Below are 22,579 nucleotides of genomic sequence, written 5' to 3' on the forward strand. Positions count from 1 at the left end.
GCTGCTATTTTGCACAAAAATCAAATGCGGCGTTCTCGCCGCCCGTGCTAATAATTTGCACTATGCGGGAGCCGATAACGGCTCCCCTACAAGGTTTAACGAAATACGCTAATCGCCTCAACCAGCCGGGTGGCCTGACGCGACATACGATCGGAAGCTTCAGCCCCTTCCTGCACTCGGGCGGCGTTCTGGTGGGTAATATTATCCAGATCTTCTACCGCCAGGCTCACTTCAGACAGCGCTGTCGCCTGTTCAGCGGTGGCGGAACTGATTTGCGAAATCAATCCGGTGACATTCTGCACCTGCGAAACAATGCTCTCCATGGTTTTACCCGCGTCGTTAACATGTTCGGTGCCGACTCTTACCCGTGTTTCACTGGTTTCCACCAGGGTTTTGATTTCGCTGGCAGCACTGGCGCTTCGCTGCGCCAGACTGCGCACTTCACCGGCGACCACCGCAAAACCTTTCCCCTGCTCACCGGCGCGCGCCGCTTCAACCGCCGCATTTAACGCCAGAATATTGGTCTGGAAGGCAATGCCGTCGATTACGCTGGTAATATTGGCAATCTTCTTCGAACTGTCAGTAATTTCCGCCATCATCGTGACCATATCGCTCATCGCTTTGCCACCCGCCACTGCTGCGGTACTGGTCGACATCGACAGGCTATTTACCTGCGCCGCGGTTTCAGTGTTGCTCTTAACGGTGGCGGTCATTTCATTCATGGTTGCCGCGGTCTGCTGGACATTGGCCGCCGCCTGCTCGGTACGACGGCTGAGATCGTTATTGCCCTGCGCAATCGCATCACTGGCGCTAAGCACATTGATTGCCTGACCGCTGACATCATCCACCAGCCAGCGGAACATCAGTCCCAGCTGGCCAATCGCGCGCAGCGTCATGCCTACTTCATCGACACGATCCATCTGATCAACTTTATGGCTGGTGCCGGTGGCGACGCTAAGCGCCTGCTGACAGACCCGTTCGATAGGGCGTGAAATCTGGTACTCCAGCCAGCTACCGGCCAGCAGCAACAGCAGCGCCATCCCGGCGGTAAATGCCGCCACCTGAGCGTCAGCAATACCCAGCAGCCAGACGCCAATCACGCTTACCGGCAACAGTGTCATCATAGTGCTGCGAATGCGCCAGCGTAGCGGCAGGGTTTTAAACACCGAACGCCAGCTCATGATGCCGGTTCGCACAATTAGTCCTTTGTGGAAACGGCGGTTTTTACTCTGTCCTTCACGAAACTCGCGATAGAGCTGCTCGGTTTGCCGTATCTCTTCCGCCGTCGGTTTGGTGCGCACCGACATATAGCCATGCACCTTACCGTTGCGCACTACCGGAATGGCATTGGCGCGCACCCAATAGTGATCGCCATTTTTACGCCGGTTTTTTACCAGCGCGGTCCAGGGTTCGCCATGTTTTAGCGTTGACCACATATCGGCAAAGGCTTCCGGTGGCATATCCGGGTGGCGCACCATATTGTGTGGCTGCCCGTTAATCTCTTCCGGTGTAAAACCACTGACCTCAATAAACGCATCGTTGGCGTAGGTAATGTAGCTATTGAGGTCGGTAGTGGACATCAATGTCGCATCGTTATCAAACACATACTCTTGCTGGGTGACGGGCTGGTTGTTACGCATGGGTTAAGTCCTTTAGGGGGTGAGCATGGCCTGAATAAAACGAACGATTACGTTTTTTTATATTTTCGGCGCGAGGAGAGCGGAACTTTAGTGACGCAGGGCAAATATTTCGTGACGGGGTTAACAGGGATGGATTCAGGCGTGGCGCAGCCATTTGTCACGCAGGGTAATCATTAACCAGCAAATGAGTTACCCAATTCTGTTAAGATCCTCTTTAGAGTAAATAAAATGAATGTTTGCCGGGCAGCCGCCCTGCCGCCCGGTAGTAAATCAAACGTTAAAATTGCCCGCGCAGCCCGACACTATAGCGCCAGCCTTTAGTACCACTGTCGCCAAGCTCTTTACGGTAATCCGCTTCCGCATACAGCGCCAGACCCCCTTTAAAGCTCACAGAGCCGCCTGCGCCAGTTTCCCACATCTGACCAAAGCGACCACCGTCAAAGGTGTAATCAACACTGTTGCCGCCCGCCTCCGTGCCTATCGTGGTCTTCGTCGCCCCGCCCCAGCCTTTATAGTAGTTAACGCGCAACCACGGGGTGTATTCGCGTCCGCCATTATCGCTCCAGCTGCGATCCAGACGCGCGCCCAGGCGGCCAATGGTCTGACTGTAGTTGTCATATTTGACCGTGGTGCCATCATGGTCGGTAAAATCATCCATATTCAGACGCAAATAAGTGATCTGCGCCTGAGGTTCAAGCTGGAAATCATTCTGCAGCTTAAACGGATAACCAGTTTCGACTGAGGTGCTCCAGCCACGCGCTTTGATTTTGCCCACTTTGCGCTCACGGCTGATATCAGTATCGCCACGATGCCAGTCCAGTGACAGCGAACCATCAACATAGAAACCATTGTCACGCAACCAGGTGCCGTACAGCGACAGGCTATTGCTGTCGAATGAAGTGCGACTGAAGCCATCGACGGCATGCGGCGTTAAACGGGTGTGCCCCAGAGTATAAGCGAGGCCGCCGCGCAAACTGTCGGCTGCGCCATCCAGCCTGATGACATTGCCGCCCACCTGCACCGCGTTATAGTCAATATCCAGGTCATAACCAAAGCTGGTAAAGTCGAGATTGGTTTTATGCTCCAGATTGGAACCGATATAGCGCAGGAACATTTCACCGCCAATATTATTTGGATTAGCCGGGTATGCTTGCTGGCGGCGCAATTCACCGAGCCGTTTATGCAGATCGTCGACTATCGCGGTGCTGTAATAAGCGAGGCCAAGCGGTGCGGAAATATAAGCAGGAACCTGCGGGATCACTTGCGGACGTCCGCCAGGACCACCGGTACTGCCATCTTCATTAATAAAGCTATTCGCCAGACGGTAATCCCAGAACTGATTACCAATGCCAGTGATACGCGACTGACTGGCATCGCTGCTGCCGGGCGCAAAGCTGTATAAGTCATAGCGCCACGGCCCGACTGCCGCATACCCCCCCTGCAGGGCAAAACTATTCGCATTTGCTGACCCGACGACCTGCGCCACTGAGATGCCTTCATTATTATCGGCGGTACCGGAAACATTGGTATCGGTGCTGGCGCCCGAACTCTGACTTGCAGGAGTGATATCGAGCAGGGTGGTTCCCGTCGCATCGCCGAATACCTGCACGTTATCGGTGAACTGGTTGCTCAGTGCGCCGCCCTGATTGAAAAGCGTCTGCAATCTCACTACCCCGGCGGACGAATTAAGATTGCCATCAACCGAGAGGATATTGCCCGGAGAGCCGCTGCCGTTGGTTAAGTCGATGGTGCCTGAGTTATTAATATCAGCGTGAATAAATGGATTAACACTGTTACCGGCAAACAGGGTGGAGCCAGAGTCAATATTGACTTCGCTGCCTGCCGTCGTCAGATCATCAGTCAGCGAAGTCAATATTGACTTCGCTGCCTGCCGTCGTCAGATCATCAGTCAGCGTCCACTGGCTGTTAACAAAATAAATAGTATTCCAGCCATCGCCAAGGTTAACCCCTTTGGTGAGATCATCGGCCGTAAACGAGCCGCCACGCCCATCAAGTGACTCGAGGATCAGGATATTATCGCTCCCTTCCTCACCAGCCTCACTGGTGATATGGCGCGTAGTATCAAGATTAACTCCTTGTATCTGAGACAGGTTACGCTCGCCGGCACCCAGCGTCAGGCTGCCGTTTAAATTGCCCCCGGTCCACTGCACTGTATCGTCGCCATCACCCGTATTAATATCACCAACCACATCGCCATCAAGCAGGCTGACCGTATCGCTACCCTCACCGGTGACTATCGCTGGTAAGCCAGGATCGGCTGCCGCAATAGTGCCATAGTTATCCACCTGTGCAGCGACGGTGCCGGACATCAGGACTACCGGAAGCGTATCCGCATCAGTGGATAAGGATACCAGACCACCATGGTTTTCGAGGCTGACGGGCGCTTCAGTCAGTAAATTCACTACCGGCGCTGACGCGCTTTGCGATTGCAGCAGCCCGTCATTCCATACCTCCGCGCTGCTGGCGCTAAACAGTGCCGGACCGCCAGCGGCATTATTGATATTCACATTGGCATGGTTCTCAATCCGGCCAGTGGTATTGGCGCTAATCCCTTGCCCTGCTTCGCCTTGCACATTGATCTGCAAACCGCTTGCCACAATCACATCAGCGTCGGTTAAAGAGTCATCCTCAGTGCTGAAATAAAAACCAGCGCCACTGCCGTCAGTATTGATAAGGGTATTTACGGCGGTGAGTCCCGCCGCGTCCGGCAACAGCCAGACACCGTTTGCCGTACCGGAGCTGTTAATGGTGGTATTGCTTAATGCCAGTTGCCCGCCATCACTGACACGCACGCCAGCATCACCGGTAGCGACATTAATCGTTCCCCCCTGAAACTGTGCCGCGCCACTGCCGTTAACATCCAGCCCGATACCGTTATCGATCGTCATTGCCGCATTATTGGTGACACTGCCGCCATTAGTCATGGAGATACCAATATTGTCCTCACCATGCATAATCAGCTGACTTTGCGGCGTTAAGATTAAACTGGCGCCATTTTGCACGCTGTAGCCCGCAGCATTTGCAGCATCAGCCGAACTGACGATGGCCGCGCTACTTGTCAGCTGGGTAGCAGCAGACGAACCACTAATCGGTATATTGGCCAGATCGGTTCTGACATTGTTTACTAACACGCCAGTGCTGAGTTCCCCATCAATATTGATACTGGTTCTGTCGGTCAGCGTCGCCGTGCCTCCTCCTTCAACACGGATAGCATTGCTTGTCGCGCCTGCCAGGTTATACACGGCAGAATCTGAATTAAGCACACTGCCAGGACCAGAAATAATCACGCCAGTGCTGCCACCGGCATTAAGCGTAAAATTTGAAGGAATAAGATTAGGCGAGCCGGCCCCCGTAACAGTCAGTTGGGCGCCATCATCCATACGATATGGAATGATGTTTGCATCGTTAACCTCGACAACTTCACCCTCCGCAGTAAATACGTCAGCAGGACTGACGCCGTGGTTGGTATACTCGACAGCAACCGCAGCGACAATATAAGAGGACGCGCAAAAGGAGATTATCCCACGTACAACCGGATTTAACTTAAACATTATTATCCCTCCAGCTTTATGGACTTTCCCTTTAATCAATAAAATAGTGAATGGTTTTGTGGTCGGGAATGATTATTTTCATCTCAAGATAATTCCCGCCACCACGCCCAAAACATTACGACAGCGCCAGGTTATTTTTATTGGCCCGACATTCACTTCATCTATTTCTTGAAGAGAAGGTATTTTTAACAACCTTTAAAAGCAGAATTGAGTTAAAAGAGAAATACAGCCATTACCAGCAAGACAAAAATTTTTACAATCAACCAAATTAATAGCGCATAAAAATACACAAATGAACAACAAATAACGATATCGCGATATAGTTCACATTTATTTATCAAAATAAGAAATTGTAAAATATTAATAGCAAGACAACTATTAAATATTTACTGGACTTAAATTAAAATTGCCAGCGCACGCCGATATTATAACGCCAGCCTCTGGCGCCATTGTTGTCGATCGCTTTGCGGTAATCCGCTTCCGCATACAGTGAAAGATCATTGTTAAAGGTGGTGGTGCCGCCGACGCCCACTTCAACCATCTGCCCGAAACGGCCACCGGTAAAGGTATGGTCGAAGGCGTTCGTGCCTGTGGCGCCAACGGTGGTTTTCGTCGCACCGCCCCAGCCACGGTAGTAGTTAGCGCGCAGATACGGGGTGTACTGTCGGTTACCATTATCGCTCCAGCTGCGATCCAGACGCGCGCCAAGGCGACCCACGGTCTGGGCGTCATGGTCATATTTCACCGTAGTGCCCTGCTTATCGGTAAAGTCGTCCATATTTAACCGCATATAGATCAACTGCGCCTGCGGTTCGAGTTTGATGTCATAAGGCAGGGTAACAGGATAACCGCTCTCCACCGAGGCGCTCCAGCCGCGTCCTTTTGGTCTGCCGACATTTTTATTACTGCCGGTGTCGGTTTCACCGCGATGCCAGTCAAAAGAGAGCACGCCGTCAACATACAGGCCATTCTGCCGCTGCCAGGTGCCATACAGAGCAACGCTGTTGCTGTCGAAACGGGTGCTGCTGTCACCATCTGCCGCTTTGGGACGCAGACGCGTATTACCCCGGATATAGGCAATACCGCCGCGCAGAGTGTCCTCTTCTCCCTCCAGCCGCAGCAGGTTGCCGCCAATCTGCAACGCGCTGTAATCGATATCGAGGTCATAACCAAAGTTTCGGAAACCGACGTTCGATTTATAATCGAGATCTGCGCCGATATAGCGGGCAAACATCTCCGCACCGTTGCCATCCGTACGCGTCTGCTGCTGGCGCAGCTCGCCCAGCCGCTTATGCAGATCGTCAATGATTGCGGCGGTGTAGTACGTCAGACCGATGGGCGCAGAAATATAAGCAGGCACCTGCGCGATAACCGCCTGGCGTCCTGGCGCGCAGCTATCAATCCCGTCGACCACGCAGCCATCCGGCGGCGGATTATCCAGCCGCGGACTGCCGGGAGGCGAAGGCTGCTCCGCCACCGGCGGCGCCTGAGGATTGGTTGGCGTCGGCTGGCCGGGCTGTGCTGGCGGTGGACAACTATTATCATTTTCACAGAGGTAGACGTTGGCCAGGCGATAATCCCAGAACTGATTATTGCCGCCACCAGCGACACGGCGCTGATCGGCGTCACTGGCGCCCGGTGCAAAGCTATACAGCTGGTAACGCCATGGCCCTGCCGCCAGCGAGCCTCCTGCCAGTACAAAACTGGCGGCATCGGCGTTTCCCGCCACCTGCGCCAGCGAAATCCCCTCATAAGATTCAATGTTGCTGTTATGGTTAAGATCGGTCAGCGCATCGCTACTGAGCGCATCCAGCGCCACATTGATCAGCGTAGAGCCGCTACTGGCGTTCCCCGTCACCCGCAGGTTGTCGGTAAACTGGTTGTTCAGCGCCCCGCCTGCATTTAAGCGCGTGACCAGATTCAGCTGACCACCGCCAGAGACCAGATCGCCGTTGATCGACAAGCTATTGCCGGGCGATCCGCTGCCGTTAGTGAGATCGATAATGCCGTCATTGATCAACGTCAGCGCGTTATCCGCGCCACCGGCGATCACCGGATGCACACCGTCACCGGCATACAGCGTTGATGCGCTGTCGATATAGACCTCACTGCCCGCCAGCTGCAGTTTATCGGTCAAAGTCCACAGGCTCTGCTGAAACGCAACAGTGCTCCAGCCGCTACCCAGATTGACACCTTTCGCCGCATCGTCCGCAGTAAAGGATCCGCCACGCGCGACAATATCCGCCAGGTTGAGGGTATTACCGCTGCCCTCACCGCTGGTGATATGCCCCGTCGTACTGAGGTCAATACCCTGCACCAACGCCTGGTTAGTGTCGCCGGCTGCCAGCGTCAGGCTGCCGTCTAAGCTGCCGCCAACCCATTGCACAATGTCGTTGCCGTCACCGGTATCGATATCGCCACGGATATCACCTGCCAGCAGCCGTACGGTATCGTCCTCGTCACTGCCCGCTACCGCCAGCCGATTCGCAGCGCGCGCGGCAATGGTAGCGTGGTTCTCAAAGATTGCGGCGCTCCCCCCGCGAAAATCCACCACCGGTGAGACAGTGCTTTGTGAACTCAGCACTCCACTATTTATTACGCTTTTTGCGCTGCTGATCGCCAGCGCCGCCCCCCCCGATGGATTAACAACGCTGACCTTCGCCGCGTTATAAACGGTGCCGGTGGTACTGGCGCGGATACCGCTCGCGCCAGCGCCCTGAACAGTAAACTGCCAGCCGTCGCCCAGCATTAAATCCGCCGTGGCCGCAGCATCGTTCAGTTGGATAAAGTTCAGGCCGGTGCCGCTACCGTTAACCGTGGTGGTCACCGTTGAGCTGGGATCTAAGCTGACTGCGGTACGAATGCCGTTACCGCCGGCGACATTAATCGCGACATTGCCCAGTGTCACCGCACCGGTTTCAGCTCTGTTTTCCAGGCCATTGCCATCACCCTGCACATTAATGCTGGTGTTGCTAACTGTCAGCCCGCCAGCGCCGGTATCAAGCAGAATACCGTGGGCGCTTCCGGCGCTGGTGATGGTGGTATCGCTTAATGCGGGGAACCCCTCGCTACCGACCACCACTCCGGCAATGCCGTCGTTAACCAACAGACTTCCGCCCTGCACCTGCGTGGCGCCACTGCCGCTGATATCAATACCGCGACCATTGGCAATATTCACTACGCCATGGTTAATAATGCTGGCTGCCGAGCGACTGCGAATTCCCGTACTGTTGTCACCATCCAGTTTCAGCATCCCCTGCTGAATTAAGCTGGCGCCGTTGACCACCTCGAAACCAGTGGCACTGGCACCATTACCCCCGACGTTGGCGCTGCTGGTTACCGTAGTCGCCGCGTTCTCGCCGTTTAACGCATTGGCTAAATCAGTGCGTAAGTTATTCACTAATACGCCAACCCCATCCGTACCATTAATGGTCACGCCACTATCCGCTGATAAGGTGGCCGTCCCGCCGCCCTCGACGCGAATGCCGATACTCCCTGAACCTGTTACCAGCAAATCACTGTTGCCGCTGGTCAGATTGCTGCCGCTGCCGGAGACAATCACGCCGGTGCTTTCAGCTCCGCTGCTGGTGATGCTGTTAGCGCCGCTAAAGTTGACCACCGCACCGTTATCAATGCGATAGCCAGTAGATCTGTCGCTGCTGACAGCCAGATCGGCACTGGCGCTGTTGATCGTCGACCCGGCACCTGAGGCGTGAAATGCGATTTGATCGCTATTGTGAAATACCGGCGCAGCGTCCGCTGCAAGGTTAATTTTTGCTCCGTTCATCGCCTGCGCGCCCAGCGCGCCCACGCCGTTCAGATTTAATGCGCCAGCGCTAAGATTCACCACTGCCAGTGGCCCGCTGGCGCTAACCGCCCGGGTCCGCGCCGTGACGCTGCCGCCGTTAGCGTTAATCACACCGCGGTTATTCGCCGTAGTGGTCTGGCTGGCGTTATTGACCAGGATACCGCTGCCACCGTTGCTGACCGTAATATTGCCGGTGTTGGTGGCTGTGGCGCCACTTTGCGCCAGGATGCCGGTAGTGTTAGCGCCGCTAAACGTGATCTCCCCGGAATTGGTCAACTGACCAAGCTGACGGGCGATATAGCCGGTCAGGCCATTTTGCGCAGCGACCAGCGCCGCTGCCGATACCAGTGAAGTACTGGCCACCGGCGTGCCGCTGTTGGTTCCGCTCAGGGACTGTTTTTGACCATCAACAATCGCGCCAATGGCATTGATGCCGCTCAGCGTCAGCGTGGTAGCAGTGTCAATAACCCCGGTCGCCCCGCCTTCGATAATTGCGCCGACCGCGCCATTGCCAGAGATCGTCATATCGGCATTATGGGTATCAACGTTAGTGGCGGTTCCGCTGCCGCGCACGGCGACAGCATTCGCGCCAGAGGTGGTCAGCAGGAGGTCTGTGCCGTCGAAGTCAGCGCCATCCTCAACGCGAAACAGCGTAGAACCGCTGGTCGCCACATTTAATAAAGTATTACCCGCCACATTGATATCAGCACTGGGGCCATAAGCAAAGAAGGCGATCTGATTGCTGCCCTGGCTAAAACTGGGTGCTGCGGCGCTCTCCACGGTAACTACCGCACGGCCGCGCGCATGGACGCCAATCGCGCCATTGCCGGTCAGATTTACCGGTCCGTCGATGGTCGCCGCCGCGTTGCCATTTCCCTGCCCTTCAACCCAGACGCCAAAGTTGCGCGTTCCGCTGGCCGGATCCGCGGCACCTGCGACATTAATGATACCTGTTGAGGTAGCCCCGGCACTGTTGCTGCCGGTGGCGAGGACTTTTATCCCGATCCCATTGATACCGTTAAGACTGATGGTGCCGTCATTGGAAATCGCATCGCCCGAACCCGAATTCACCACCAGCATGCCGTAGTTTTCGCGTGGCGTACTGCTTGCCCGGCCATTGACATCAATAATTTGATGATTGCGCACCACGGCTCCTGTTGCTCCGCTAACAAACATCCCGGCACTGTTTTGCGCCCGTGAACCAATCACGATATTGCCGTTATTGATCGCATTACCCTGCTGAATCACAGCAATACCGCTGGTCAGGCCGCTCTGATTCATCGCAGTATCGGCGACGGTTTCACTAAGCGTATTTTGCGGCCCCCGGCCAATATAGAGTGTGCCGCCGGCGAAGTTCGTAAATGCGGAGGTATTACTGTTAAGCAGTACGCCGGAAGTGGTCCCCGTGGCGCTGGAACCATTAATGCCAATGTTAATATTGCCACTGTTACTGGCATTCGAGCTGGCGCCGATATTAATCGCCGCCACGCCGAAAGGGGTGTTGCTGCCGGTGGTGGCGAAATTCAGCACCCCGTTATTGGTAAAAACACTGCCGTCTGCCAGCCTGACGCCATTGGCGTTATAACTGGTCAGGCCAATGCCGCTGTTGCTGGTATCAGCACGATTAAGAAAGCCGCCATTAATCACCCCGGTAGCAGAGTTCAGCGCACTGCTGCCGTTAAGCCAGATGGCGGAACTGTCGGTAATACCTTCAGTGTCATCTCCCTGGCTGGACAATTTTCCGTCAATACGCACCTGCGCCCCCCCGGTGGCGCGGATGGCACCTGCGGTGGCACCGGAGACCTCCAGCGTTCTGCTGGCCGCAACATTGACGCGGGCATTGGCGCCGGTGGCGTTGATTAGCACCCGATTGCCAATCGGCAGCGTCGCCTCATCCGGTGCGGTAGCGGTCACATCGTAAAAAATATTACCGTTAGCCTTGCTGAAGGCTCTATTAAACTCGGTGAGGTAGCGCGCTTTATCCAGCCTGCCAGCCTGTAGCTGTTCAATCAGCCAGTCATTATAGGTTTTCAACCCGGCGGCACTGGTCACATTAAAAGCGGTGCTGCTGCCATCCAGCGTCTGCACGCTAAATGCCCCTTTAAACGTCGCCACATCGGCAACGGTATAACTCAGCTGCGCCCGGGAACCGCTTACCGGTGTGGCTGCTTTGCCGAAAAAGGTAATGCGGTTATTGTTGCCCCAGTTCAGGGTGCTGAGCGTGCCGCTACTGCCGTCAACATTAAACAGTGAGCTTTGCTTGGCGGCCATCGACCAGGCATGGGTGCTGGCAGTACTGCTGGCGGTGCCGCTGCCAATATTGACCAGCAGAGTGCCGCCGTTGCTGACGCTGGCAATCTGCGTATTAATATATTGATTATCAGCCACATTGATAATATCCGGTACGACAGTGCTGCCCGTCGCCGGTGGCAGCGCGACCAGGTTAGCCGGGTTATACACCTGAAAAACGGTATTTCCGCCGGTGGCTGCATCGGGGACCGTAATCGCAAAGTTTTGCGGCCCTGGCTCCAGACGCGGTTGATTAAGAAATTGCGCACCCGAAGTAATATTTACATTGCTCAGCGTTGTATCCTGACTGGCGCTGGCACCCGCAGTAAATTGCTGGTTGCCGGTTAAAGATTGCGAGGTGCCAGAAACGATCACTGAACCGGTAAGATTATCATTCGCCACGGGATTAAAACTTTGCAGCACCACAGCCCGGACATTGCCTGTAATAAAGGAGCTGGTATGTAAGATAATTAGCGCGCAAAGCAGAGAATTTACTTTAAGCATCATTATTCCCCCTGCAACAAGGAGTGTTTTATGGCAATCAATAGCTAAAATACTCAGGCAGGAAATAATAACTTTATAGCAAGGTAAGTTTTATTCTGCCCTTCGGCTGTTAAAAATTAACGCTTATGACAATCAAAAATAGTCTTTAAATAAAAACAGATTACAGTGCTCAACTTCAACAGATAAACCCTTTACCGCCTGATGAGCGCAGCAAACTGACAGCATATTCTCTGTTATTCAATGCTGACGCCGGGGATAAATAACGGCTGATGGTGATTTAACACCAGCCGTAAATTAGCTTATCTGTTTTAATTGAATTTAATCATCACTGGCCGAAGGGGTTGTATAGCAAAATATAATCATTCGCTGCCGTTTAAATCCGTGTTGAAGTTCACAATTCAATCCGATAGTTACCGCCATTAATATGGAGGTAACTACTCCGTTTAACTGAGATCGACACCCTTGCAGCCAAATAACCAGGTCGCGATAAATCCTGCCACCCAGGCTACAATCATGCCTGCGGTATAGACTGCCATTCCGGCCAGAATACCTTGATTTGAAGTCATTAGCGGTAATGAAACCAGACCAGAAGGACCGAATACGGTATTTAATCCCACCGGTAATCCCAGCCAGGCCACCAGCCCTAAGAAGAATCCACCGGCCGCGCCGCCAATACAGGCGGTAATAAAGGGTTTTACTCTGGGTAATGTTACGCCATAAATTAACGGCTCACCGACACCGAGAAAACCGGGAATAATCGCCCCTTTGATCTGGCTGCGCAGCATTGAGGTCTTTTCCGCCCGCAGATAGAGCGCCAGCGCCGCCCCCACCTGTCCGGCCCCCGCCATCGCCAGAATCGGAAACAGCGAATTAAAGCCCTGCGCTTCCATCAGCGCAAAATAGACCGGAATAAAGCCCTGATGAATACCAAACATCACCGCCAGCAGGAACAGCCCCGCCAGCAATGCGCAGCCAAACGGATTGCCATTCAGATGGAGAAACAGCCACGACATGCCTTTAAACAGCTCGCCGCCGAGCGGCATAATCACCATAAAGGTAATGGCGCCGGTGATCAGCAGCGTCAGCATGGAAGTGAGGATCATATCAAGATTATCCGGCATCCAGCGGCGGATTTGTCGTTCAATCCATGCGCCAGCAATTGACGCCATCAGCACGCCGATAATGTTGCCGCGCGGATCGATAGCCATGCCGAAAAAGTTATCGATACCGGCGTAGTAACCCACTTTGGCCTCGGGAAGATAACCGAGTAAAAACAGCGAGGCGATAATCGCGCCATTCACCCCGGAGCCGCCAAACGCTTTCTGCGCGTTATAACCAATCAAAATACTCAGGAAGGTAAACAGCCCCTTGCTGAAAATTTTCATGTAACCGATGCCCTGCACCAGCAGCGCGTGATGTTCGCCTGCGGTATTAAGATGGAAAAGTTGTTCCAGCAAGGTCGCGATGCCTGACAGCAAACCAGCTGCAATAAAACCAGGGATCAGTGGCGTAAAAATGGTGGCGAATTTCGCCAGAAACTGATGAGCGGCGCTGTTATTTCTGGCTTTCTGCTGCTGCTTATTCTTTGCCGCCAGCGTCCTGAGGTCCGGCGTGGCTTGCAGCCGTTGATTCATGATCTCCGCCGCAGTTTGCGCTTTACCCGGGCCAAGGATCACCTGTAGCTGGTCGTCACTGTTGACCACCCCCAGCACACCCGGCAGCCTCTTCAGTTCTGCCTGCTGAACCAGGCTTTGATCGCGCAGGGTTAAACGCAATCGCGTCATACAGTTGCCACATAGCGCCACATTTGGCGCGCCACCCACCGCCTGCAAAATCGCCTGAATCAGCTCATCAGTTATTTTTGCCATCATCAGACCCCTTCTGGCGGCAACGCCTGGCGAATAAAGCCATTATGCTGTTGCAGCAGATCACGCGCCTCGCTGGCTGACAGCTGCGCCAGCACCATCAGAATCGCAGTCTTACAGTGGCCGTCACAGGCACTAAGCGCCTGCTGCGCTTCCTGTTCACTGCAACCGGTGGCCTGCAACACAATATTTACCTGACGCTGAATCAGCTTCTTATTGGTGGCTTCCACGTCCACCATCAGATTGCTATAGACTTTGCCGCTGCGGATCATCGCGCCGGTGGTCAGCATATTCAGCACCAGCTTCTGCGCGGTGCCCGCTTTCATCCGTGATGAACCGGTGATCACTTCCGGACCGACCACCGGCGTCAGCGCAATATCCGCGATGCGCGCCATCGCGCTATCCGGGTTGCAGGTCAGCGCAGCGGTGGTAGCGCCCAGCTGCCGCGCATACTCCAGCGCCGCCAGCACGTAAGGGGTACGGCCACTGGCGGCGATGCCCACCAGCACATCTTGCGCGCTAAAGTTAATGGCCTGCAGATCGGCCACGCCCATTTCACGGTTGTCTTCGGCATTTTCCACCGCCTGCAAAATGGCCTGGTGACCACCAGCAATCAGCGCCACGACCTGCTCACGCGGGGTGCCAAAAGTTGGCGGGCACTCACTTGCATCCAGAATCCCTAACCGGCCCGAGGTGCCAGCGCCGGAGTAAATCAGACGTCCCCCCTGCTGAAAGGCGGCGGCAATTGCATCGACCGCACGGGCAATCTGCGGCACGATGGCTTCTACCGCCAGCGCCACTTTCTGGTCTTCATGATTAATAACGCGCAGCATCGCTTCGGTTGGCAGCTCATCAATATTTTCGCTGGCGGGATTACGGCCTTCGGTGATCAGAATGTTCAGGTCAATTTTCATAACAGCTCCGGGCAGGATCGACAGGCAGGAATAATTTATTCCTTACACTATATGATGAAAAGAATTACTCATTCCAGAAGAAGTGTGTCGGGCAGGTATATAACGAAAAAACCCGTCCGGGGAGGACGGGTCAGAGATTACTCCGCGGTCTGGGTTCGCAGACTCAGTTCATAGCTGGCGGCTTGCTGGCTATCAAACTGGTCTTCCCATTTAGCAATCACCAGCACCGCCAGCGCATTGCCCACCACGTTCAGCGCGGTACGCGCCATATCCATAATACGGTCGACACCGGCAATAAACGCCAGTCCTTCCAGTGGAATACCGACGCTGCCCAGCGTCGCCAGCAGCACCACAAAGGAGACGCCCGGTACACCGGCGATCCCTTTTGAGGTCACCATCAGCGTCAGCACCAGCACGATTTCCTGACCAATCGACAGGTCAATGCCGTACAACTGGGCGATAAAGATCGCCGCGATGCTCTGGTACAGCGTTGAACCATCGAGGTTAAAGGAGTAACCGGTTGGCACCACAAAGCTGGTAATCGACTTCGGTGCGCCATAGGCTTCCATCTTCTGCATAATCCGCGGCAGCACCGTTTCCGAGCTGGAGGTGGAGTAAGAGAGGATCAGCTCATCCTTCAGAATGCGCATCAGAGTAGTGATACGCAACTTACAGATACGCGCCACGCTGCCCAGCACCACAAAGGCAAAGAACAGAATCGCGGCGTACACCAGGATCACCAGCTTCGCCAGCGGCCACAGTGAAGCAAAACCAAAGTTGGCGATGGTTACCGAAATCAGCGCAAAGACGCCAATCGGGGCATAACGCATAATCATATGCGTCACTTTAAACATCGCTTCTGAGGTTGAACGGAACACTTTCAGCAGTGGATCGCGATGTTCTGCCGGCAGTGACGACAGGCCAAGGCCAAACAGTACTGAGAAGAAGATGATTGGCAGCATGTCACCTTTGGCGATTGCGGCGAAAATATTCGTCGGAATCAGGGACATAATAGTAATCACCAGGCTGTGTGCACCGCTCTGCACCTGCTCTGTCGTGGCTTCGTATTTAGAGATGTCCACCGTTGCCAGCGTCGACATATCAATGCCGCTACCAGGTTGGAACACATTGGCCAGGGTAATACCTACCACGATGGCAATGGTGGTAATCACTTCAAAATAAATTATGGTTTTGACACCAATACGACCCAGTTTTTTCGCATCGCCCACGCCGGCAATACCGACGATTAGCGTGGAAATCACTATTGGCACGACGATCATTTTTATCAGGTGGATAAAGATATCGCCAGCCGGACTAAGAAAGTTACTGACTAACCATTCACGCTGTTCTGGCTGGTTATGCAGAATCGCACCGACGACGATCCCCAGCACCAGAGCAATCAGAATTTGCCAGGCAAGGCTGATTTTAAAACCTTTCATAACGCTTAATTCCTTAACAAAACCCCACTTCCACGCACTGCATGCGGAAGCTTTACACTTATGGGAGGCGGACAGTAATCCGATAAAATCGAGGGTTATTGATGGTTGACGCCTGCATAACAGGCGCGTAATCAGTACCATTTTCACCGGCATAAAAGCAACCCTTAGCGCGTTCGCGCGCCAGCCGGGCGGTGCAACAGGATAAAATGCTGATAAGTTATAGAAAGCATAACTTGCTGTTATAAAAAGTAATATTTAAACGCTATTTGGCATAGCTATGCAGTTTTGTGCAAATAACGCCCAGTGCCGTTTGCTGATTTTTTAGGCAGCGCAATTGGACCTTTCCTACACTTTAGGGCAGAACATTCCCAACCTGTACCCATGGCAAGCGCGTAATAATCTTGGAAATTTCAGGTCGATAATTCCCGTGATCTGTCGCGCAAAAAAGAAACAAAGCGTGATTCCTGTCTTTAATTAACTTTTGGTTGACATAATATTAACAACTTCAAGGAGACCAGCCATGAGCCAAATACATAAGCATCCCGTGCCCGCAAACATTGCGGAACATACCCTGATCAATGCAGAACAGTACCAGTCGATGTATCAGCAGTCGGTACAAGATCCCGAGGCTTTTTGGGGAGAGCAGGGCAAGATACTTGACTGGATTAAACCTTATACCCGCGTGAAGAACACCTCCTTCGCGCCTGGCAATATTGCGATCAATTGGTTTGAAGATGGCACGTTGAATCTCGCAGCGAACTGTCTGGATCGTCATCTGCACGAGCGTGGCGACCATCCGGCGATTATCTGGGAGGGTGATGATGCCAGTGAAAGTAAAACCCTGACTTTCCGCGAGCTGCATCGTGAAGTGTGCCGTTTTGCCAATTCGCTGAAAGAGCTGGGAATTAATAAAGGCGATGTGGTGGCTATCTATATGCCGATGGTGCCGGAAGCCGCTGTCGCCATGCTGGCCTGCGCGCGCGTCGGCGCAGTGCATTCGGTGATTTTTGGCGGCTTTTCGCCGGAAGCCGTAGCCGGACGTATCGTCGACTGTAATGCCCGACTGGTCGTCACCGCCGATGAAGGCATTCGCGCCGGGCGCACCATTCCGCTGAAAAAAAATGTCGATGACGCGCTGAACAATCCTGACGTTAAATCGATCACCAATGTGGTGGTGTTCCGCCGCACCGGCAAAGAGATTGACTGGACTCCGGGTCGCGATCTCTGGTGGCACGAGCTGGTGAATAGCGCCAGTGCCCACCACCAGCCGGAAGAGGTGAATGCGGAAGATCCGCTGTTTATCCTCTATACCTCCGGCTCAACCGGTAAACCGAAGGGGGTGCTGCACACCACCGGCGGCTACCTGGTGTATGCCGCCAGCACCTTTAAATATGTCTTTGATTACCACCCGGATGACGTCTACTGGTGCACCGCCGACGTTGGCTGGATCACCGGTCACAGCTATCTGCTGTATGGCCCGCTGGCCTGCGGCGCCACCACCCTGATGTTTGAAGGGGTGCCTAACTGGCCGAAACCGAGCCGGATGGCGGAAGTGGTGGATAAACATAAAGTCACCCTGCTGTATACCGCACCGACCGCGATCCGTGCGCTGATGGCCGAAGGAGACCGGGCCATTGAGGGCACTGACCGCTCCTCGCTGCGCATAATGGGTTCGGTCGGCGAACCGATTAACCCGGAAGCCTGGGAGTGGTATTACAACAAAATCGGCGATGGCCGTTGCCCGATAGTCGATACCTGGTGGCAGACGGAAACCGGCGGTTTTATGATCACCCCACTGCCAGGCGCCACCGAGCTAAAAGCCGGTTCAGCCACTAAGCCGTTCTTTGGCGTACAGCCCGCACTGGTGGATAACGAAGGTAATCCGCAGGAAGGCGCGTGCGAAGGTAACCTGGTGATTGTCGATTCATGGCCAGGCCAGGCGCGTACGCTGTTTGGCGATCACGATCGCTTCGAACAGACCTACTTCTCCACCTTTAAAAATATGTATTTCAGTGGCGACGGCGCGCGGCGTGATGAAGATGGCTACTACTGGATCACCGGTCGCGTCGATGACGTGCTGAATGTTTCCGGCCACCGTCTTGGCACCGCCGAAATAGAATCCGCCCTGGTTTCCCATCCAAAAATTGCCGAAGCGGCGGTGGTGGGCATTCCGCACAGTATTAAAGGCCAGGCGATCTATGCCTATATCACCCTGAATCACGGTGAGGATCCGACGCCAGAGCTGTACAGCGAAGTGCGTAACTGGGTACGCAAAGAGATTGGCCCGATTGCCACCCCGGATGTGCTGCACTGGACCGATTCGCTACCGAAAACCCGCTCCGGCAAAATTATGCGGCGCATTCTGCGCAAAATCGCCGCGGGTGACACCAGTAACTTCGGTGATACCTCAACCCTCGCCGATCCTGGTGTGGTTGAGAAATTAGTTGAAGAAAAACAGACCATTAAGATGCCATAAGTTTTACCCCCTCCCGTAACGGGAGGGGGCCGTTAAATTTTAAAACAATAAGAAACACCCTACGCAAGAGGCGTTATCGGCGCAGTCAATTTGTGTCCGGCAAGCGCACAGCCACCGCAACGTACACGTAGTACGTGAGGATGGTGAGCACTTCCCGGACGCAAAGTGGCAAGCAAAATAGCCTCCCACCCACCTCTGGAGATGCTGTGATGAATGACGTCATTTATCAGCGGATCGAAAACAGTGCGCGTTTTAAAGAGCTGGTGCGCAAGCGCCAGGCTTTCGCCCTGCTACTTTCCGTCATCATGCTCGTGCTTTACGTCGGTTTTATTCTGCTTATCGCCTTTGCCCCCAACTGGCTCGGCACCCCGCTGCATGAAGGCACCAATGTCACCCGCGGCATTCCGATTGGCGTCGGGCTGATCGTGATCTCGTTTGTGCTCACGGCGATTTACGTCTGGCGCGCCAATGGCGAATTTGAACGTCTGACCAAACAAATTCTCAGAGAGGTAAAAGGATGAAAGCGCGTAATGCACTGCTGGCAGCATTAGCGCTGCTCCCTCTGTCATCGCTGGCCGCCGATGCCCTCACCGGCGCGGTAAAGCAGCAGCCGACTAACTACGAAGCCATTATTATGTTCCTGGTGTTTGTTGCCGCTACCCTCGGCATCACTTACTGGGCGGCGAAACGCACGCGCACGCGCAGCGATTACTATACCGCGGGGGGCAATATTACCGGCTTTCAGAACGGTCTGGCGATAGCCGGTGACTATATGTCGGCCGCCTCTTTCCTCGGTATTTCGGCGCTGGTCTATACCTCCGGTTATGATGGCTTAATCTACTCGCTTGGCTTCCTGGTGGGCTGGCCCCTTATCCTGTTCCTGATAGCCGAAAGGCTGCGTAACCTTGGCCGCTACACCTTTGCCGATGTGGCCTCTTACCGCCTGAAACAGAAACCGATTCGCTCCCTTTCGGCCTGTGGTTCCCTGGTAGTGGTGGCACTGTATCTGATTGCGCAGATGGTCGGCGCCGGTAAGCTGATTCAGCTGCTGTTTGGCCTGGATTACCATATCGCCGTGGTGCTGGTCGGCATTCTGATGGTGCTGTACGTGCTGTTTGGCGGCATGCTGGCCACCACCTGGGTACAGATCATCAAAGCGGTGCTGCTGCTGTTTGGCGCCAGCTTTATGGCGATTATGGTGATGAAAACCGTCGGTTTCAGCTTCAATAATCTGTTTACGGAAGCAATGGCGGTTCACCCGAAAGGCCAGGATATTATGCGCCCGGGCGGACTGGTGCACGATCCGATTTCCGCTTTATCGCTGGGTCTGGGGCTGATGTTTGGTACTGCCGGTTTGCCGCATATTCTGATGCGTTTCTTTACCGTCAGCGATGCCAAAGAGGCGCGAAAAAGCGTGCTCTACGCCACCGGCTTTATGGGCTACTTTTACTTCCTGACGTTTATTATCGGTTTTGGCGCCATTCTGTTGGTCGGCGCGAATCCGGCATTTAAAGATGCCTCAGGACTGCTGATCGGCGGCAATAATATGGCAGCCGTCCATCTGGCCGATGCGGTGGGCGGAAGTCTGTTCCTTGGCTTTATCTCGGCGGTGGCGTTCGCCACCATTCTGGCGGTGGTCGCCGGTCTGACGCTGGCAGGCGCTTCGGCAGTTTCCCACGATCTGTATGCCAGCGTATTCCGCAAAGGTCATGCCACCGAGCGTGAAGAGCTCAGAGCATCGAAAATCACCGTGGTGATCCTTGGCATCGTCGCCATTCTGCTGGGGATTATGTTTGAGAAGCAAAATATCGCCTTTATGGTAGGGCTGGCCTTCTCGATTGCCGCCAGCTGTAACTTCCCGATTATTTTGCTGTCGATGTACTGGTCAAAGCTGACCACGCGCGGTGCGATGATTGGCGGCTGGCTTGGCTTACTGACGGCGGTGGTGCTGATGATCCTTGGTCCAACGGTGTGGGTGCAGGTGTTAGGCAACCCGCAGGCTATCTTCCCGTACGAGTATCCGGCGCTGTTCTCGATGCTGGTGGCCTTTATCGGCATCTGGGCGTTCTCCATTACCGATAAATCGGCTGAAGGCGCAGCAGAGCGCAAATTGTTCCCGGCGCAGTTTGTACGCTCGCAAACTGGTGTCGGCATTGATCAGAGCAGCAAAGCGCATTGATCAGTCGATAAAAAAAGCCGGGCAATCAGATTGCCCGGCTTTCTCAGATAAACCACTGCGCAAATCAGAAACGCACTGAACCACCGATATACGGACCATCGGCCAGTACATTGTCTTTACGGCCATCTTTGCCGTCGAGCGCCAGATATTTGTAACCCACGCGCAGATTAAGCAGCGAAATCGGGGTAAAGCTCAGGCCAGCGGACGCTTCCTGATAGCTGTCGATACGGCTGGAGAACGAATCTGGTGAGTAATAGTATTCACCATACAGACCCAGCATTTTGGTTACCGGCACCTGCACGCCGCCGCCAACTGCCACGGCATAACCGTCTTTAGCATCTTCCGGGCTGATAAACATCGCTTTTACGCCGGGTGATAAAAACACCGAACCGACTTCAATGTTATAACCGAGGCCAACGCCGGACACGCTGCCGTCGTGGTCGCTGCGCATCCAGTTACCGGACAGGCTCAGGCCTGGTGTGGTGGTTCCAAGGCCAACATTCAGGTTGGTGTAGTGCTCACCCACATCAACACCACCTTCAATTGCCTGCGCTGAACCCGCTAACAACAACATCGCTACGCCACTGCTTAAAATAATTTTATTCATTGCCAAACTCCATGCTGAACTGGCTTATACGTTCACTGACCTATTTAGAGGGTGAATGGTAAACGAAAAAAAAACCAATTAACAACCGGATATACGATACTTTGCGCTGCGTCAGGTAAGTAATCGCTTACTAAAGCTAAATCGTCGCCCACATAATATGGCCAATTGCCGGCGCGATAACCACTGTCACGACCCCCGACAGCATCATCACCAGGCTGGAAACCACCCCCTCCTGCTGACCCATTTCGTAAGCTTTGGCGGTGCCAGCGCCGTGGGATGCCGCCCCCAGTCCGGCGCCTTTTGCCAGCCCCTGTTTTACCGCCAGGCGGATAAACAGCAGGTCACCAATCGCCATGCCAAATACGCCGGTAATCACCACAAACAGCGCCACCAGATCGGGTTGACCACCAAGCTGCTTCGCCGCGGCAAGGGCAAAAGGCGTAGTGATCGAACGTACCGCCAGACTGCGCTGAATCTCTTCCGGCAGCGTCAGCAGGCGCGCCAGCCACACCGAGCTGCAAACCGCTACCGTGGTGGCGGTAATCACGCCGGCGCTCAGCGACATCCAGTGACGGCGGATAATCGCCATATTTTCATATACCGGCACGGCGAAGGCTAAGGTTGCCGGACCCAGCAGCCATAACAGCCAGTGGCTCTCGCCGATATAGTCCTGCCAGGAGATATGCGTCACGATCAACAGCGCCACCAGCACCATCGGTGTCATCACCAGCGGCATCAGCAGCAGCTTATGCCAGCGACGATAGAGGCGTTTATTCAGGAAGTAGATCAGCAGGGTAGCGATCAGGCACAGCACACTGAGAATATAATCACTCATCGCGGCGCGCCTGCTTACGTTGCGCCAGCCAGATTTCAAAACGATACACCCGGTCCACCACCAGTGCGGTAGAAGCCAGCACCAGAATGGTACTGATGGCGATCACCAGGCAGATGCGCCAGCCTTCGACGCGCAGCAGCTGCGAATAATTAATTACCGCCACCACCGCCGGTACAAAGAACAGCAGCATTTCGGCCAGCAACCATTTTGAACCCGCACGCACCCAGTCCAGCGGCAACACGCGCAGCATAATCAGCGCCAGCAGCAACAACATACCGACGATATTGGCCGGAAGCGGCAGATGCAGCCACTCCACCAGTTGCTCTGATGCAATAAACATCCCGGCATAGAGCGCCACCTGAAGCGGCACCTGTAAACGTTGCAGTCTTCCCGCGCCTTGCGGCTGCAGTGCCAATGCCATGATCGTTTCCTCGTAAGAATTCAGCGCTGT

The 22,579-nt window shown here is 54.3% G+C and carries 13 protein-coding genes; 3 read left to right on the plus strand and 10 right to left on the minus strand.

Annotated elements, in window-relative coordinates:
- Nucleotides 1-95: 95 nt before the first annotated feature.
- From N5923_RS13970 to gltP, 7 genes are all read right to left on the minus strand, one after another.
- Nucleotides 96-1,640 (minus strand): methyl-accepting chemotaxis protein, encoded by a 1,545-nt coding sequence (locus N5923_RS13970; protein WP_267140930.1) that lies wholly within the window; start codon nucleotides 1,638-1,640, stop codon nucleotides 96-98.
- A 277-nt stretch (nucleotides 1,641-1,917) separates the two neighbouring features.
- Entirely contained in the window at nucleotides 1,918-3,513 is a 1,596-nt protein-coding gene (locus N5923_RS13975; RefSeq protein WP_267145238.1) for an autotransporter family protein, read from the minus strand.
- Nucleotides 3,497-5,212 carry a beta strand repeat-containing protein gene (locus N5923_RS13980; protein ID WP_267145239.1) on the minus strand — a complete coding sequence of 572 codons (1,716 nt, stop codon included), beginning with the start codon at nucleotides 5,210-5,212 and terminating at the stop codon, nucleotides 3,497-3,499. The genes N5923_RS13975 and N5923_RS13980 overlap by 17 nt, the downstream gene beginning before the upstream one ends.
- A gap of 400 nt (nucleotides 5,213-5,612) precedes the next feature.
- Nucleotides 5,613-11,816, minus strand: coding sequence for an autotransporter outer membrane beta-barrel domain-containing protein (locus N5923_RS13985; protein WP_267140932.1), 6,204 nt, complete (start codon nucleotides 11,814-11,816; stop codon nucleotides 5,613-5,615).
- 440 nt (nucleotides 11,817-12,256) lie between these two features.
- A complete protein-coding gene (murP, locus tag N5923_RS13990) occupies nucleotides 12,257-13,681 on the minus strand; it encodes a PTS N-acetylmuramic acid transporter subunit IIBC (protein WP_267140933.1) in 1,425 nt (474 codons plus the stop codon).
- 2 nt (nucleotides 13,682-13,683) lie between these two features.
- Complete coding sequence (gene murQ, locus N5923_RS13995; RefSeq protein ID WP_267140934.1) at nucleotides 13,684-14,592, minus strand: N-acetylmuramic acid 6-phosphate etherase; 909 nt, start codon at nucleotides 14,590-14,592, stop codon at nucleotides 13,684-13,686.
- Nucleotides 14,593-14,729: 137 nt separating this feature from the next.
- Complete coding sequence (gltP, locus tag N5923_RS14000; protein ID WP_267145240.1) at nucleotides 14,730-16,031, minus strand: glutamate/aspartate:proton symporter GltP; 1,302 nt, start codon at nucleotides 16,029-16,031, stop codon at nucleotides 14,730-14,732.
- A gap of 520 nt (nucleotides 16,032-16,551) precedes the next feature.
- Here gltP and acs point away from each other — a divergent pair.
- The 3 genes from acs to N5923_RS14015 all read left to right on the plus strand — a co-directional run bounded on the left by acs (nucleotide 16,552) and on the right by N5923_RS14015 (nucleotide 20,686).
- On the plus strand, nucleotides 16,552-18,507 hold the full coding sequence (gene acs / locus N5923_RS14005; protein ID WP_267140936.1) for an acetate--CoA ligase: 1,956 nt from the start codon (nucleotides 16,552-16,554) through the stop codon (nucleotides 18,505-18,507).
- 209 nt (nucleotides 18,508-18,716) lie between these two features.
- Nucleotides 18,717-19,028: a DUF485 domain-containing protein gene (locus tag N5923_RS14010; protein WP_267140937.1), complete on the plus strand. Its 312-nt coding sequence runs from the start codon at nucleotides 18,717-18,719 to the stop codon at nucleotides 19,026-19,028.
- Nucleotides 19,025-20,686, plus strand: a complete 1,662-nt coding sequence (locus tag N5923_RS14015; protein WP_267140938.1) for a cation acetate symporter — start codon at nucleotides 19,025-19,027, stop codon at nucleotides 20,684-20,686. Before N5923_RS14010 ends, N5923_RS14015 begins: the two co-directional genes overlap by 4 nt.
- Nucleotides 20,687-20,750: 64 nt before the next feature.
- On the opposite strand, the gene N5923_RS14020 is transcribed toward N5923_RS14015, so the two are convergent.
- From N5923_RS14020 to N5923_RS14030, 3 genes are all read right to left on the minus strand, one after another.
- Entirely contained in the window at nucleotides 20,751-21,293 is a 543-nt protein-coding gene (locus N5923_RS14020; protein ID WP_267140939.1) for a YfaZ family outer membrane protein, read from the minus strand.
- Between the two features lie 136 nt (nucleotides 21,294-21,429).
- A complete protein-coding gene (locus N5923_RS14025; protein ID WP_267140940.1) occupies nucleotides 21,430-22,128 on the minus strand; it encodes an LrgB family protein in 699 nt (232 codons plus the stop codon).
- The gene (locus N5923_RS14030) at nucleotides 22,121-22,549 is read right to left on the minus strand and encodes a CidA/LrgA family protein (protein ID WP_017799028.1); all 429 of its coding nucleotides are present in this window, start codon (nucleotides 22,547-22,549) and stop codon (nucleotides 22,121-22,123) included. The genes N5923_RS14025 and N5923_RS14030 overlap by 8 nt, the downstream gene beginning before the upstream one ends.
- Between the last annotated feature and the right edge of the window lie 30 nt (nucleotides 22,550-22,579).

The organism is Winslowiella arboricola, assembly GCF_025527015.1.
Taxonomy (GTDB): Bacteria; Pseudomonadota; Gammaproteobacteria; order Enterobacterales; family Enterobacteriaceae; genus Erwinia; species Erwinia arboricola.